The 14,371-nt window shown below is 70.7% G+C and carries 12 protein-coding genes; 6 read left to right on the top strand and 6 right to left on the bottom strand.

Translation table 11 applies throughout. The annotated features are described in order from the left end of the window. Positions 1-79: 79 nt before the first annotated feature. A complete protein-coding gene (locus K4B79_RS06225) occupies positions 80-1,087 on the top strand; it encodes a COX15/CtaA family protein (RefSeq protein WP_232025234.1) in 1,008 nt (335 codons plus the stop codon). A gap of 16 nt (positions 1,088-1,103) precedes the next feature. Here the strand turns inward: K4B79_RS06225 and K4B79_RS06220 are convergent, their stop codons facing one another. From K4B79_RS06220 to K4B79_RS06210, 3 genes are all read right to left on the bottom strand, one after another. Continuing rightward, positions 1,104-2,210 (bottom strand): amidohydrolase family protein, encoded by a 1,107-nt coding sequence (locus K4B79_RS06220; protein ID WP_232025233.1) that lies wholly within the window; start codon positions 2,208-2,210, stop codon positions 1,104-1,106. Between the two features lie 82 nt (positions 2,211-2,292). Beyond that, a complete protein-coding gene (locus tag K4B79_RS06215; protein WP_232025232.1) occupies positions 2,293-2,649 on the bottom strand; it encodes a hypothetical protein in 357 nt (118 codons plus the stop codon). 93 nt (positions 2,650-2,742) lie between these two features. Beyond that, positions 2,743-3,699, bottom strand: a complete 957-nt coding sequence (locus K4B79_RS06210) for a heme o synthase (RefSeq protein ID WP_232025231.1) — start codon at positions 3,697-3,699, stop codon at positions 2,743-2,745. A gap of 354 nt (positions 3,700-4,053) precedes the next feature. Here K4B79_RS06210 and tkt point away from each other — a divergent pair, with 354 nt between their 5' ends. The 5 genes from tkt to pgl are packed head-to-tail and all read left to right on the top strand — an operon-like array spanning position 4,054 to position 10,791. Next, a complete protein-coding gene (tkt, locus tag K4B79_RS06205) occupies positions 4,054-6,141 on the top strand; it encodes a transketolase (protein WP_232025230.1) in 2,088 nt (695 codons plus the stop codon). Between the two features lie 34 nt (positions 6,142-6,175). Further along, positions 6,176-7,294 (top strand): transaldolase, encoded by a 1,119-nt coding sequence (gene tal, locus K4B79_RS06200; protein ID WP_232025229.1) that lies wholly within the window; start codon positions 6,176-6,178, stop codon positions 7,292-7,294. Between the two features lie 4 nt (positions 7,295-7,298). After that, the gene (gene zwf, locus K4B79_RS06195) at positions 7,299-8,837 is read left to right on the top strand and encodes a glucose-6-phosphate dehydrogenase (protein WP_232025228.1); all 1,539 of its coding nucleotides are present in this window, start codon (positions 7,299-7,301) and stop codon (positions 8,835-8,837) included. Continuing rightward, positions 8,834-10,012 (top strand): glucose-6-phosphate dehydrogenase assembly protein OpcA, encoded by a 1,179-nt coding sequence (gene opcA, locus K4B79_RS06190; RefSeq protein ID WP_232025227.1) that lies wholly within the window; start codon positions 8,834-8,836, stop codon positions 10,010-10,012. Before zwf ends, opcA begins: the two co-directional genes overlap by 4 nt. Then, positions 10,009-10,791 (top strand): 6-phosphogluconolactonase, encoded by a 783-nt coding sequence (pgl, locus tag K4B79_RS06185; RefSeq protein ID WP_232025226.1) that lies wholly within the window; start codon positions 10,009-10,011, stop codon positions 10,789-10,791. The genes opcA and pgl overlap by 4 nt, the downstream gene beginning before the upstream one ends. 58 nt (positions 10,792-10,849) lie before the next feature. Here the strand turns inward: pgl and pgi are convergent, their stop codons facing one another. The 3 genes from pgi to K4B79_RS06170 all read right to left on the bottom strand — a co-directional run bounded on the left by pgi (position 10,850) and on the right by K4B79_RS06170 (position 14,361). Beyond that, on the bottom strand, positions 10,850-12,505 hold the full coding sequence (pgi, locus tag K4B79_RS06180) for a glucose-6-phosphate isomerase (protein ID WP_232025225.1): 1,656 nt from the start codon (positions 12,503-12,505) through the stop codon (positions 10,850-10,852). A gap of 64 nt (positions 12,506-12,569) precedes the next feature. Next, a complete protein-coding gene (locus K4B79_RS06175; RefSeq protein ID WP_232025224.1) occupies positions 12,570-13,838 on the bottom strand; it encodes an MFS transporter in 1,269 nt (422 codons plus the stop codon). A gap of 187 nt (positions 13,839-14,025) precedes the next feature. Further along, positions 14,026-14,361: an RNA polymerase-binding protein RbpA gene (locus K4B79_RS06170; RefSeq protein ID WP_003976875.1), complete on the bottom strand. Its 336-nt coding sequence runs from the start codon at positions 14,359-14,361 to the stop codon at positions 14,026-14,028. Positions 14,362-14,371 lie beyond the last annotated feature (10 nt).

Here is a 14,371-nt window from a genome sequence, read left to right as displayed (position 1 = left end):
ACAGGGGCGGGGCGCCCGAGGGAGCGCCCCGCCCCCTTCGACGCCCCCTCGTGAAAGCGTGCACAAGCGGCCCCCTACGATGGACGGCGTGCCAAACGTGACCCGCGCCGACGTCGTAGCAGCCGTCCGCAACCCGCTCGCCTTCATCGCCGCACGCTGGACGCCCACCCCGAGGACGGTCCGGCGGGCGGCGCTCGCCGCGCTCGTGATGTCGGTGGTCATCGTGGTCACCGGTGGCGCGGTGCGGCTGACCGGGTCCGGGCTCGGCTGCCCGACCTGGCCGAAGTGCACCGACGACTCGCTCACCGCGACGAGCGCGATGGGCGTGCACGGTGCCATCGAGTTCGGCAACCGCATGCTGACGTACGTGCTGTGTGCCGCGGTGGGCTGGGCCATCATCGCCGCGCGCTCGGAGAAGCCGTACCGGCGGAGTCTGACGCGGCTGGGCTGGGCGCAGTTCTGGGTCGTGATGAGCAACGCGATCCTCGGCGGCATCGTCGTGCTGGTCGGCCTCAACCCGTACACGGTCGCCGCGCACTTCGTGGCGACGTCGGCGCTGATCGCCATCGCCACGGTGATGTGGCAGCGCGCCCGGGAGGGCGACGGGGAGCCCCGGCCGCTGGTCGGCAAGGCCGTGCGGCAGCTGGTGTGGTTCCTGGTCGCGGCCTCGGTGCTGCTGATCCTGGTCGGCACGGTGGTGACCGGCGCGGGCCCGCACGCGGGTGACTCCAGCGAGGTCGAGCGGATGCCGCTGGACTGGGAGACCGTCAGCAAGGTGCACGCGGTGCTGGCCTGGATCGTGGTGTCGCTGACCTTCGCCCTGTGGTTCGTCCTCAAGGCGGTCGACTCCCCCAAGGTGCCGCTGGCCCGCACCCGTGATCTCTTCCTGATCCTGCTCGCCCAGGGCGTCATCGGGTACGTCCAGTACTTCACCGACCTGCCGGAGATCCTGGTCGGCCTGCACATGCTCGGCTCCGCCCTGGTGTGGATCGCGGTCGTGCGTGTGCACCTGTCCCTGCGGGAGCGGCCGGAGCTGGTGGCCGACGTACCGGGCCCTTCCAGCGAGGCGACGCTGACCCGGGCGTGAACACCTGAGCCGTGGCTCAGCGCAAGCCATAGACCCGCCGCGCGTTCCCCTCCGCGATCAGACCCGCCACGCGCTGCGCGTCCGTCAGCGACCACGCCCCGTCGGCGACCCAGCCACCCAGGACGCGTCCGAGCGCCTCGCGGAACAGGCGGGCGCCCACCACGTGCAGCTCGGGCAGACCCTGCGCTCCGCTGGAGAAGAGGATCTTGCCGAAGGGGGCCAGCTCCAGGATCTCGGCGAGGACGGTCGCGGCCCGGGCGCCGGTGCGGACCAGGGCGGCGCCGGAGTCGGCGTAGACGTGGGGGAAGACGCCCGCGAGATGAGCGGCGTGGCGGTGGTAGGGGTAGCCGTGCAGGAGGACGAGGTCCGTGCCCAGGCCGGCCGTGGCGCGGACGAAGTCCGTCAGGAGCACGGGATCCGTGCGGTCGATCCGCAGGCCGGGCTCGCCGAGGCCGGCGTGCAGTTGGAGAGGTCGGCCGGAGGCGATCGCGATCCACAGCAGGTGGCGCAGCAGAACCGGGTCGCTCAGCTCCCCGCCGACCCGGCGCCCCGCCAGCCAGCGGCCCGCCGCACCCCGCACCTCCCCCGGCCCCGGCGGCTCGGGGGCGAGCGCGAGTCCGTGCCGTACGCCCGCCACGGAGGTGAAGGCCACGGCTCCGGCGGCGGCGCCGTGGACGGACTCGGCGAGGTTGGCGAGAAAGGACTCGACCGTGCCGGAGGTGTCGGCGACCTGCTCGGCCAGGAGTTCGAGCCGCACGATCTCGCGGGCCTCGGCGCCCGCCGTCGAGGCCATCTCGTCGGGCCCGGTGAGGTCTCCGGGCAGTCCGGTGTCGACCAGATACGTCGTGATTCCGCTGCCCCTGAGGAGCCGGCGGCCCGATTCCAGTACGCCGAGTTCACGGCGCCGGGCGAGATAGCGGGCGGGCGGGCAGTGCGGTTCAAGCCCGAGGAGCGGGGGGCACCAGCGGCGTACCGCGAACCCGGTCTGGGTGTCGAACAGCGTCGTCCCGGCCGCGGGCGGGCCCTCGGTGCGGGCCAGCTGGGCCTCGAAGGTGCCGAGGCCCAGCTCCGTCCTCAGTACGCCGTGGCAGTACTGGTCCACGAGGGACGGCGTTTCGATCATCCGGGCTCCCCGTGCAGCGGACCACGTCCGAGGACCGTGTTCTCCTACGGTCCTCCACGGGGCCTAACGGGTGAACCCGGTGTCAGGTGTTGCTCGGCCCGCCCACCTGGATTCCGGCCATCCGCGTCCACTCGTACGGCCCGGTCCGCACCTTGGCGGCGAACTCCCCGTCGAACTCCTCGTGAACAGTGATGCCGGACTTCGCGACCGCCTGCTCGGCGATCTCGTACGACGGGGCCACCAGGTCGCCCCAGCCGCCGTCCTCGCCGACCAGGACGATCCGGGCGCCGCGCTCGCCGAGGTAGGCCACCTGGCCCTCGGCTCCGCCGTGCTTCTTGGAGAAGGCGCCGATCTGCTTGGCCAGGCGGGCCACCCTGCGCTCGGCCCGCGCGGCCTTCTTGGCGTCGGTGCCCTCGTCAACCTGCTGCGTGTCTGCCATGGCCAGGATGCTACCGACGGGTAGATCAAACGGCGACGGCCGGGGTGCGTGGCCTTGACCACGCACCCCGGCCGTATACGCGTACGGGACCGGCTACCGCAGGAAGGGGTCCACCGCGACCGCCACGAACAGGATCGACACGTAGGTGATCGACCAGTGGAACAGCCGCATCTCCTTCAGCTTGGCGCCGGTGACCTCGGCCCTGGCGCGGTTCTGGAGCCCGTGCGCCTCCCACAGCCAGAAGCCGCCGGCCAGCAGCGCGACCGCCGTGTAGAACCAGCCGGTGTAGCCGAGCGGCTGGAGCAGCAGCGAGACGGCGACCATCACCCAGCTGTAGAGCACGATCTGCTTGGCGACCACCTTGTTGGAGGCGACGACCGGCAGCATCGGCACGCCCACGCGCGCGTAGTCCTCACGCACCTTCATGGACAGCGGCCAGTAGTGCGGCGGCGTCCAGAAGAACATGACGAGGAAGAGGATGACCGGCGCCCACGACATGGAGTTCGTGACGGACGACCAGCCGATCAGCACCGGGAGGCAGCCGGCGATGCCGCCCCACACGATGTTCTGCGAGGTGCGGCGCTTGAGGATCATCGTGTAGACGACGACGTAGAAGAGGAGCGCGCCGAGCGACAGCCAGGCCGACAGCCAGTTGACGGTGAGGCCGAACAGCAGCGTGGAGACGACCGCGAGGGTGATGCCGAAGGCCAGGCACTCGCGCGGGCTGACCATGCCGGTGACCAGCGGGCGCTGCGAGGTGCGGTCCATCAGCGCGTCGATGTCGCGGTCGATGTACATGTTCAGCGCGTTGGCCCCGCCCGCGGAGAGGTAACCGCCGAGGCAGGTGAGCAGCACCAGCTTCAGGTCGGGCACGCCCTGCTGCGCCAGGAACATCACCGGAACGGTGGTGATGAGCAGCAGTTCGATGATCCGCGGCTTCGTCAGCTCCACGAACGCCTTGACACGGGCCCCGAACGGCCGGTGACTCGAGCTCCTGCTCTTCTCCCCCAGCACACCGGCTGGACGGGATTCGACGGCCGTCACGCACACCCCTACAGAGACATCCCAGCAAGCCTCGCCCGTGTGAAGTCCCGGTAAAGGCTCGCGCGTACCACGCCACTGTAGACGTTGCCCATACCCCGACATTCGCGGGGGTGGGGTCGTGTTGGCAGGCACCGCGACAAGAGCCCGCCGGCACTCGATTGAGCACTCGAACGAGCAGCACCGTATTCAGTTGCCGAACACGGAACGACCCGGTGGGGAGGCGGATCCCCGACACTCCCGGCACTCTGGAACGACTCGAAAAAACGCACGTACCGACGGGGGTAGGCTCGACAACGGCCGCTGCGCCCCGTGCACCGGCATTCGACATGCGTGACATGTGGAGAGGAGCCCTGACCCAGGGTGAGCACCAAGCCGACCACCACAGACCTCGAGTGGACCGAGTTGGACCAGCGGGCCGTCGACACGGCCCGCGTCCTGGCCGCCGATGCCGTACAGAAGGTCGGCAACGGCCATCCCGGTACGGCGATGAGCCTGGCTCCCGCCGCCTACACCCTCTTCCAGAAGGTGATGCGGCACGACCCGGCGGACGCCGACTGGGTCGGCCGCGACCGCTTCGTGCTGTCCGCGGGCCACTCGTCCCTGACCCTCTACACCCAGCTCTACCTGGCCGGCTTCGGCCTGGAGCTGGACGACCTGAAGGCGTTCCGGACCTGGGGCTCGAAGACCCCCGGCCACCCGGAGTACGGCCACACCACGGGCGTCGAGACGACGACCGGCCCGCTGGGCCAGGGTGTCGCCAACGCCGTGGGCATGGCGATGGCCGCCCGCTACGAGCGCGGCCTGTTCGACCCGGAGGCCGCGCCGGGCGAGTCCCCCTTCGACCACTTCGTCTACGCCATCGCCGGTGACGGCTGCCTCCAGGAGGGCATCTCCGGCGAGGCGTCCTCCCTGGCCGGCCACCAGAAGCTCGGCAACCTGGTCCTGCTGTGGGACGACAACCACATCTCGATCGAGGGCGACACCGAGACGGCCGTCTCCGAGGACGTCGTCGCGCGGTACGCCGCGTACGGCTGGCACGTGCAGCGCGTCGAGCCGCAGGCCAACGGCGACCTCGACCCGGCCGCCATCTACGAGGCGATCCAGCAGGCCAAGGCCGTCACGGACAAGCCGTCCTTCATCGCGATGCGCTCGATCATCGCCTGGCCGGCCCCGAACGCCCAGAACACCGAGGCCGCGCACGGCTCGGCGCTGGGCGACGACGAGGTCGCGGCCACCAAGCGGGTCCTGGGCTTCGACCCGGAGCAGAGCTTCGAGGTGTCCGACGAGGTCATCACCCACACCCGCCAGGCCCTGGAGCGCGGTGCGCAGGCGAAGGCGGAGTGGGAGAAGTCGTTCCAGCTGTGGCGCGACAACAACCCCGAGCGCGCCGCCGAGTTCGACCGCATCAACGCGGGTGAGCTGCCCGAGGGCTGGGAGTCCGCGATCCCGGTCTTCGAGACCGGCAAGGGCGTGGCCACGCGTGCCGCCTCCGGCAAGGTGCTCCAGGCGCTCGGCGCGGTCGTCCCCGAGCTGTGGGGCGGCTCGGCCGACCTGGCCGGCTCGAACAACACGACGATCGACAAGACCTCGTCGTTCCTCCCGGCGGACAACCCGCTGCCGGAGGCGGACCCGTACGGCCGCACGATCCACTTCGGCATCCGCGAGCACTCCATGGCCGCGGAGATGAACGGCATCGCGCTGCACGGCAACACCCGTATCTACGGCGGCACCTTCCTGGTGTTCTCCGACTACATGCGCAACGCGGTCCGCCTGTCGGCCCTCATGCACCTGCCGGTGACGTACGTGTGGACGCACGACTCGATCGGCCTCGGCGAGGACGGCCCCACCCACCAGCCCGTCGAGCACCTCGCCTCGCTGCGCGCCATCCCGGGCCTGAACGTGGTCCGCCCGGCCGACGCCAACGAAACGGCGATCGCCTGGCGCGAGATCCTCAAGCGATACACCAAGGAGTTCGGCAAGGGCGCCCCGCACGGCTTGGCGCTGACCCGTCAGGGCGTGCCGACGTACGAGCCCGACGAGAACGCGGCCAAGGGCGGTTACGTCCTGTTCGAGGCCTCCTCGGGTACGCCCGAGGTGATCCTGATCGCCACCGGTTCCGAGGTGCACGTAGCCGTAGCGGCGCGCGAGGCCCTGGAGGCCGACGGTGTGCCCACGCGCGTCGTGTCCATGCCGTCGGTGGAGTGGTTCGAGGAGCAGGACCAGGGGTACCGGGACAGCGTCCTGCCGCCGTCCGTGAAGGCCCGTGTCGCGGTCGAGGCCGGTATCGGTCTCACCTGGCACAAGTACGTCGGGGACGCCGGTCGCATCGTTTCCCTGGAGCACTTCGGTGCTTCGGCCGACGGCAAGGTCCTCTTCCGCGAGTTCGGCTTCACTGCCGAGAACGTGGCCGCCCAGGCGCGGGAATCGATCGCCGCAGCCCAGCGCTGACGCTGATACACGACACGTAGGAGATGCATTTTCCATGACAGACGCACTCAAGCGCCTCTCCGAAGAAGGCGTCGCGATCTGGCTGGACGACCTGTCGCGCAAGCGGATCACGTCCGGCAACCTCGCCGAGCTGCTCGACCAGCAGCACGTCGTGGGCGTCACCACCAACCCGTCGATCTTCCAGAAGGCGATCTCCGAGGGCGACGGTTACGACCAGCAGCTCTCCGACCTCGCCGCCCGCAAGGTCACGGTCGAAGAGGCCATCCGCATGATCACCACGGCGGACGTCCGCGACGCCGCCGACATCCTGCGGCCGGTCTTCGACGCCACCGGCGGCCAGGACGGCCGCGTGTCGATCGAGGTCGACCCGCGCCTGGCCCACAACACCAAGGCGACGGTCGCCGAGGCCAAGCAGCTCGCCTGGCTGGTCGACCGCCCCAACACGCTCATCAAGATCCCGGCCACCAAGGCGGGCCTGCCGGCGATCACCGAGACCATCGGCCTCGGCATCAGCGTCAACGTCACGCTGATCTTCTCGCTGGAGCGCTACCGCGAGGTCATGGACGCCTACCTGTCCGGCCTGGAGAAGGCCAAGGAGAAGGGTCTCGACCTGTCGAAGATCCACTCCGTGGCGTCCTTCTTCGTGTCCCGGGTGGACACCGAGATCGACAAGCGGATCGACAAGCTCGGCACCGACGAGGCCAAGGCCGCCCGCGGCAAGGCCGGCGTCGCCAACGCCCGTCTCGCCTACCAGGCGTACGAGGAGGTCTTCGCCGGTCCTCGCTGGTCGGCGCTGGAGAACGCGGGCGCGAACAAGCAGCGTCCGCTGTGGGCCTCGACCGGCGTCAAGGACAAGGCCTACAAGGACACGCTGTACGTCGACGAGCTGGTGGCGCCGAACACGGTGAACACCATGCCGGAGGCGACCCTGTTCGCCACCGAGGACCACGGCCAGATCCGCGGCAACGCCGTCGCCGGCACCTACGAGCAGGCCCGTGCCGAGCTCGACGCCGTCGAGAAGCTCGGGATCTCGTACGACGACGTGGTGCAGCTCCTGGAGGACGAGGGCGTCGAGAAGTTCGAGGCGTCCTGGAACGACCTGCTCAAGTCGACCGAGGCCGAGCTTCAGCGCCTCGCCCCTTCGGAGGGCTGATCTCTTGTCCCCCCTTTCCGGTGCCGGAGCGAATCCGCTCCGTGACCCCGCAGACCGACGGCTCCCGCGTATCGCGGGGCCGTCGGGCCTGGTCATCTTCGGCGTCACGGGCGATTTGTCCCGAAAGAAGCTGATGCCCGCGGTGTACGACCTCGCCAACCGGGGCCTGCTGCCACCGGGCTTCTCGCTGGTCGGTTTCGCCCGGCGCGAGTGGCAGAACGAGGACTTCGCGGAAGTGGTCCACGACGCCGTCAAGGAGCACGCCCGCACGCCGTTCCGCGAGGAGGTCTGGCAGCAGCTCATCCAGGGGATGCGCTTCGTCCAGGGCACCTTCGACGACGACGACTCCTTCGAGCGGCTGCGCGACACCATCGACGAGCTCGACAAGGCGCAGGGCACCGGCGGCAACTTCGCCTTCTACCTGTCCGTGCCGCCGTCCGCGTTCCCCGTGGTCATCCAGCAGCTGAAGAAGCACCGGCTGGCCGACCAGTCGAGCGGCTCCTGGCGGCGCGCGGTCATCGAGAAGCCCTTCGGCCACGACCTGAAGTCCGCCGAGGAGCTCAACACCACCGTCGAAGAGGTCTTCGCCCCGGACCAGGTCTTCCGCATCGACCACTACCTGGGCAAGGAGACGGTCCAGAACATCCTGGCGCTGCGCTTCGCCAACACGATGTTCGAGCCGATCTGGAACCGGTCCTTCGTGGACCACGTGCAGATCACCATGGCCGAGGACATCGGCATCGGCGGCCGGGCCGGCTACTACGACGGCATCGGCGCCGCCCGTGACGTCATCCAGAACCACCTGCTCCAGCTGATGGCGCTCACCGCGATGGAGGAGCCCGCCTCCTTCGACGCGGACGCGCTGGCGGCGGAGAAGACCAAGGTGCTCGGCGCGGTGCGGCTGCCGAAGGACCTGGGCCGGGACACCGTGCGCGGCCAGTACGCGGAGGGCTGGCAGGGCGGCGAGAAGGCGGTGGGCTACCTCCAGGAGGAGGGGATCAACGCCAGCTCCAAGACCGACACCTACGCCGCGATCAAGCTGGAGGTCGACAACCGCCGCTGGGCGGGCGTCCCCTTCTACCTGCGCACCGGCAAGCGGCTCGGCCGCCGGGTCACCGAGATCGCGGTCGTCTTCCAGCGGGCGCCGCACTCCCCGTTCGACCACACGGCGACGGAGGAGCTGGGCAAGAACGCGATCGTCATCCGCGTCCAGCCCGACGAGGGCGTCACGGTCCGCTTCGGCTCCAAGGTGCCTGGCACCTCGATGGAGATCCGGGACGTGTCCATGGACTTCGCCTACGGCGAGTCGTTCACGGAGTCCTCGCCCGAGGCGTACGAGCGCCTGATCCTCGACGTGCTGCTCGGCGACTCGAACCTCTTCCCGCGCACGGAGGAGGTCGAGCTGTCCTGGAAGATCCTCGACCCGATCGAGGAGTACTGGGACAAGAACGGCAGGCCCGCCCAGTACCAGTCCGGTACCTGGGGTCCCGTCGAGGCCGACGAAATGCTTGAGCGAGACGGACGGAGCTGGCGCCGGCCATGAAGATAGACCTCACGGACACCACGGCCAGCAAGGTCAACAAGGCGCTGGTGAAGGGCCGCCGCGCCATCGGCACACCCGCCGTCGGCATGGTGCTCACGCTGGTCATCGTCACGGACGAGGAGAACGCGTACGACGCCCTGAAGGCCGCGAACGACGCCTCGCACGAGCACCCCTCGCGCACGCTCGTGGTCATCAAGCGGGTCTCGCGTTCCCCCCGCGACCGTACGCAGTCCCGGCTGGACGCCGAGGTGCGGGTCGGCGCGGACGCGGGCACCGGCGAGACGGTGGTGCTCCGGCTCTACGGCGAGGTCGCCGACCACGCCCAGTCGGTCGTCCTGCCGCTGCTGCTGCCGGACGCCCCGGTGGTGGTCTGGTGGCCGGTGAACGCGCCCCTGGACCCCGCGAAGGATCCGCTGGGCGCGCTGGCCCAGCGCCGGGTCACCGACACCTACGCCTCCGAGCAGCCGGTACGGGAGCTCGGTGCCCGCGCGGACGCGTACACGCCCGGGGACACGGATCTGTCCTGGACCCGGATCACCCCCTGGCGTTCGATGCTGGCGGCCGCTCTCGACCAGGTCACCTGCGAGGTCGAGGCCGTCGAGGTGGAGGGCGAGGAGTTCAACCCGAGCTGCGAGCTGCTCGCGATGTGGCTCGCGGACCGGCTGGACGTGCCGGTCAAGCGCTCCCTGTCCGGCGGTCCCGGCCTTACGGCCGTCCGCATGGACACGGACTGCGGTCCGATCGTCCTGGACCGTGCCGACGGCTCGCTGGCCACGCTGTCCATCCAGGGTCAGCCGGACCGTGCGGTGGCGCTCAAGCGCCGTGAGACGGCCGAGCTGATCGCGGAGGAGCTGCGGCGGCTGGACCCGGACGACACGTACGCGTCGGCGTTGCGTTTCGGAGTGGACCGGCTGAACTCCAGCGGTGCCGCTCCGGCGGTCCGGGGCGCCGAGGCCGCGATCGCCAAGGCGGCGCAGGCGGTCGCCCTGGCCGATGCCGCCGTGGCCAGGGCCGAGGAGTCACCGGCGTCGGACGAACCGGCCCCGGAGGGACCGCCGGCCAAAGGAGAAGCGGCCGGAGGAGAAGCGGTCGACACTCCCGTCGAAGCCGCTGCGAAAGCTCCCGCGAAGGAAGCGACGGCGCCGGCCCCGCTGAAGAAGGCGGCGGCGAAGTGAACACTCCCCAGCTGGTCGTGCACCACGACAAGGAGCTGATGGCCCAGGCCGCCGCGGCCCGTCTGATCACCAAGATCGTGGACGCGCAGGCCTCCCGGGGCTCGGCGTCGGTGGTCCTCACGGGCGGCCGCAACGGCAACGGCCTGCTGGCCGCCCTGGCCGCTGCGCCCGCCCGGGACGCCGTCGACTGGAGCCGCCTCGACCTGTGGTGGGGCGACGAGCGCTTCCTCCCGGAGGGCGACCCGGACCGCAATGTCACGCAGGCCCGCGAGGCCCTGCTGGACGCGGTGCCCCTGGACCCCAAGCGCGTGCACGCCATGCCCGCCTCGGACGGTCCCCACGGCGACGACGTGGACGCGGCCGCGGCCGCCTACGCGGAGGAGCTGGCCCGGGCGGCGGGCCCCGAGAACCATGGCGCGGTGCCGACCTTCGACGTGCTGATGCTGGGCGTCGGCCCCGACACCCACGTGGCCTCGCTCTTCCCCGAGCTCCCCGCGGTACGGGAGACCGAGCGCACGGTGGTCGGCGTCCACGGCGCCCCCAAGCCCCCGCCGACCCGCGTCACCCTCACCCTCCCGGCGATCCGCGCCGCCCGCGAGGTCTGGCTCCTCGCGGCCGGCGAGGACAAGGCCAACGCCGCCGCCATCGCCCTCTCCGGCGCGGGCGAGATCCAGGCCCCCGCAGCAGGCGCCCGCGGCCGCGCCCGCACCCTGTGGCTCCTGGACACGGCGGCGGCCTCCCAACTGCCGCGCTCGCTGTATCCACCGGCGTCGTCCTGACGCACCGGATGTCCGGCCGCGGAGCCCGTACGGTCCTTGACCGTACGGGCTCCCGTCGTCACTGCCGCTCGCGCAGCTCCCGGTAGGCACCGACCAGCGCCTTGGTGGACGCGTCCAGCCCCGGCACCTCCGCGCCCTGGGTGAGGGCGGGTTCGACGCGCTTGGCGAGGACCTTGCCGAGTTCGACGCCCCACTGGTCGAAGGAGTCGATGTTCCACACGGCGCCCTGGACGAAGACCCTGTGTTCGTAGAGGGCGATGAGCTGGCCCAGGACGGACGGGGTGAGTTCCTTGGCCAGAATCGTCGTCGTGGGGTGGTTGCCCCGGAACGTCTTGTGGGGGACGAGTTCCTCCGGGACACCCTCGGCGCGTACCTCGTCCGGTGTCTTGCCGAAGGCCAGGGCCTGTGTCTGGGCGAAGAAGTTCGCCATCAGCAGGTCGTGCTGGGCCACCAGCGCGGGCTGGAGGTCGTCGACGGGGCGGGCGAAGCCGATGAAGTCGGCCGGGATGAGCTTGGTGCCCTGGTGGATCAACTGGTAGTAGGCGTGCTGGCCGTTGGTGCCGGGCGTGCCCCACACCACCGGGCCGGTCTGCCACTCCACCGGGTTGCCGTCCCGGTCCACCGACTTGCCGTTGGACTCCATGTCCAGCTGCTGGAGGTAGGCGGTGAACTTGGACAGGTAGTGGCTGTAGGGCAGCACCGCGTGCGACTGGGCGCCGAAGAAGTTGCCGTACCAGATGCCCAGCAGGCCCAGCAGCAGCGGGGCGTTGTCCTCGGCGGGGGCGTTGAGGAAGTGCTCGTCGACGATACGGAACCCGTCGAGCATCTCCAGGAAGCGGTCCGGGCCGATGGCGATCATCAGGGAGAGACCGATCGCCGAGTCGAAGGAGTAGCGGCCGCCGACCCAGTCCCAGAACTCGAACATGTTGTCCGCGTCGATGCCGAACCCGGTGACCTTCTGCGCGTTGGTCGACAGCGCCACGAAGTGCCGGGCGACGGCCTTCTCGTCGCCGCCGAGCCCGTCCAGCAGCCAGGAGCGTGCCGAGGTCGCGTTGGTGATGGTCTCGATGGTGGTGAAGGTCTTGGACGCGACGATGAACAGGGTCTCCGCCGGGTCCAGGTCGCGGATGGCCTCGTGCAGGTCGGCGCCGTCCACGTTGGACACGAACCGGAAGGTCAACTCCCGTGCGGTGTAGGCCCGCAGGGCCTCGTAGGCCATCGCCGGGCCCAGGTCGGAACCGCCGATGCCGATGTTGACGACGTTCCTGATCCGCCGGCCGGTGTGGCCGGTCCACTCGCCCGACCGCACCCGGTCGGCGAAGGCGCCCATCCGGTCCAGGACGGTGTGCACCTCGGGCACCACGTTCGCGCCGTCGACCTCGATGACCGCGTTGGCCGGGGCACGCAGCGCGGTGTGCAGGACGGCCCGGTCCTCGGTGATGTTGATCTTCTCGCCGGCGAACATGGCGTCCCGCAGCCCGAACACGTCGGTGGCGGCGGCCAGCTCGCGCAGCAACCGCAGGGTCTCGTCGGTGACCAGGTTCTTGGAGTAGTCGATCCGCAGGTCGCCGACCCGCAGGGTGTATCCGGTACCGCGCCCGGGATCGGCGGCGAACAGCTCCCGCAGCCGCACCTCGCCGAGTTCCTCACGGTGCTTCGCCAGAGCGGTCCACTCGGGCGTCTGGTTGAGCCTGGTACGGCCGTCTGCGTTCATGTCGGACTTCAGCCTTCTTTCGTACCCGTGCCTGCTGTCCCGCTGCGGTTCCCAACGTAGTTGATCACTGCGGGACCTGAGCTGTCGTGGTGCCCTCTTCGGACGCACCCACAGATACGTCCGCCCGGAGCACGGGTATCAGCGAGGCGACGGACAGGACGAAGAAGACCGCCGCGAGCAGGGCCGGCGTGTTCAGCCCCCAGCCGGTGGCGACCACACCGCCCAGCAGGGCCCCCACCGGTGCTCCGGCGACCGCCAGGGTCCGGAAGGCGGCGCTGACCCGGCCCAGCATCTCGGCGGGACCGCGTTCCTGCATCAGCGTCCTGGTGTTGACGTTCCACACCATGCCCATGAATCCGAAGACGGCCATGGCCCCGACCAGCGCGACGATGTGCCGCACCGATCCCATGACCACCAGCGCACCGATCTGCACCGTCCCGGCGAACAGCACCGCGCGCACCCGCCCGAGCCGGGCGACGAGCCGGCCGCCGGCCACTCCCCCGGCCAGGCCACCACTCGTGTACGCGGTCAGGGCGGCCGCGTATCCCGCCGTGCCGGCGTCCAGCCAGCCGGTGACCAGGAGCACCAGGCAGGCGATGAGGGCGCCCATGCCGACATTGCACAGGGCCGTGGCGGCGCACAGCCCGCGCAGGGCCCGGTCCCGTCCCAGGACCCGCAGTCCTTCGGCGATCTCGCGGCGCAGGGTGCTCCCGGCCGGTCGGGGCTTCCGCTCGGGTCCGGCGGTCCGCAGCGACGCGATCAGGGCGGCGGCCGCGAGAAAGGTCGCCGCGTCGGCCACGAAGGGCATGGCGGCGCCGGCCGTCAGCAGCAGCGGCACGAGGGGGGCGCCCAGCAGGCCGCCCGCGATCTGCTGGCCGGTCATCAGGCGGGCGTTCGCGCTGCCCAGCACGGCGCGGTCCACAAGGGCGGGCAGCAGGGCGGTGGAGGCGTTGTCGAAGAGGGTCTGCAGGGTGGTCAGGGCGAAGGCCAGCGCGATCAGCAGGCCGATCGAGGCGTGTCCGAGGGCGACGGCCACTGCGAAGCAGGCGACCAGCAGCCCTCGTAGCGCGTCCACGGTCCACATCGCGCGCCGCTGGTCCACGCGGTCGGCGACGGCTCCGCCGAGCAGCCCGAAGACGATCCAGGGCAGATAGCCGCAGGCGGTGACCGCGGCGACGAGCAGCGGGCGGTTCGTCAGGGTTGCGGCGAGCAGGGGCAGCGAGGAGTTGCGCAGCGCGTCGCCGAAGCTGGAGAGCACCGCGGCACCCCACAACCGCCCGAATCCCCCGCGCCACGCGGGCGCACGCCCGTCCACCGACTCGACCGCCGCCACTGCTCCCCCTCACGATTCCCCGATGTGCAAACCGTAGAGGGCACCACTGACAATCGGTCCGCGAGCAGCGGCCGGGCAGCTCGGAACAGGGCTCGGGGCGGTCCGCCGCCCGGGTCGCGAACCAGTCCGGCACAGGGCCGGAACGGATCCGGCCGGGCATCCGCGGACGCCCGGCCGGTCTCGACTCCTAGATTTCGCCCCGCAGTTTGGCGAGCGCCTCGGCGAGGATCGCCTCGCCGTCCGCGTCGCTGCGCCGCTCCCGCACGTAGGCGAGGTGTGTCTTGTAGGGCTCGGTGCGTGGCGGGTCCGGGGGGTTGTCCCGGTCCTGCCCCGCCGGAAAGCCGCAGCGCGGGCAGTCCCAGGTTTCGGGAACCTGCGCGTCGCTGGCGAAGCTGGGCTGCGTCTCGTGCCCGTTGGAGCACCAGAAGGAGATGCGCAGCCGGGGCGCGGACTCGCCCCGCTCGGCCTCGCCCATCGGCCCCGCCCCGACCCGGCTTCCTCGGATCGCGTTGCCACTTGCCACGGTCGTAACT

The sequence above is a fragment of the Streptomyces lincolnensis genome (assembly GCF_021173675.1).
GTDB classification, from domain to species: domain Bacteria; phylum Actinomycetota; class Actinomycetes; order Streptomycetales; family Streptomycetaceae; genus Streptomyces; species Streptomyces lincolnensis_B.
This window is presented reverse-complemented; position numbering and strand designations above follow the sequence as displayed.

Coding starts and splice junctions, on each gene's coding strand:
- K4B79_RS06225 (WP_232025234.1), top strand. CDS start 80: ATGGACGGCGTGCCAAACGTGACCCGCGCCGACGTCGTAGCAGCCGTC.
- K4B79_RS06220 (WP_232025233.1), bottom strand. CDS start 2,210: ATGATCGAAACGCCGTCCCTCGTGGACCAGTACTGCCACGGCGTACTG.
- K4B79_RS06215 (WP_232025232.1), bottom strand. CDS start 2,649: ATGGCAGACACGCAGCAGGTTGACGAGGGCACCGACGCCAAGAAGGCC.
- tal (WP_232025229.1), top strand. CDS start 6,176: ATGACAGACGCACTCAAGCGCCTCTCCGAAGAAGGCGTCGCGATCTGG.
- opcA (WP_232025227.1), top strand. CDS start 8,834: ATGAAGATAGACCTCACGGACACCACGGCCAGCAAGGTCAACAAGGCG.
- pgi (WP_232025225.1), bottom strand. CDS start 12,505: ATGAACGCAGACGGCCGTACCAGGCTCAACCAGACGCCCGAGTGGACC.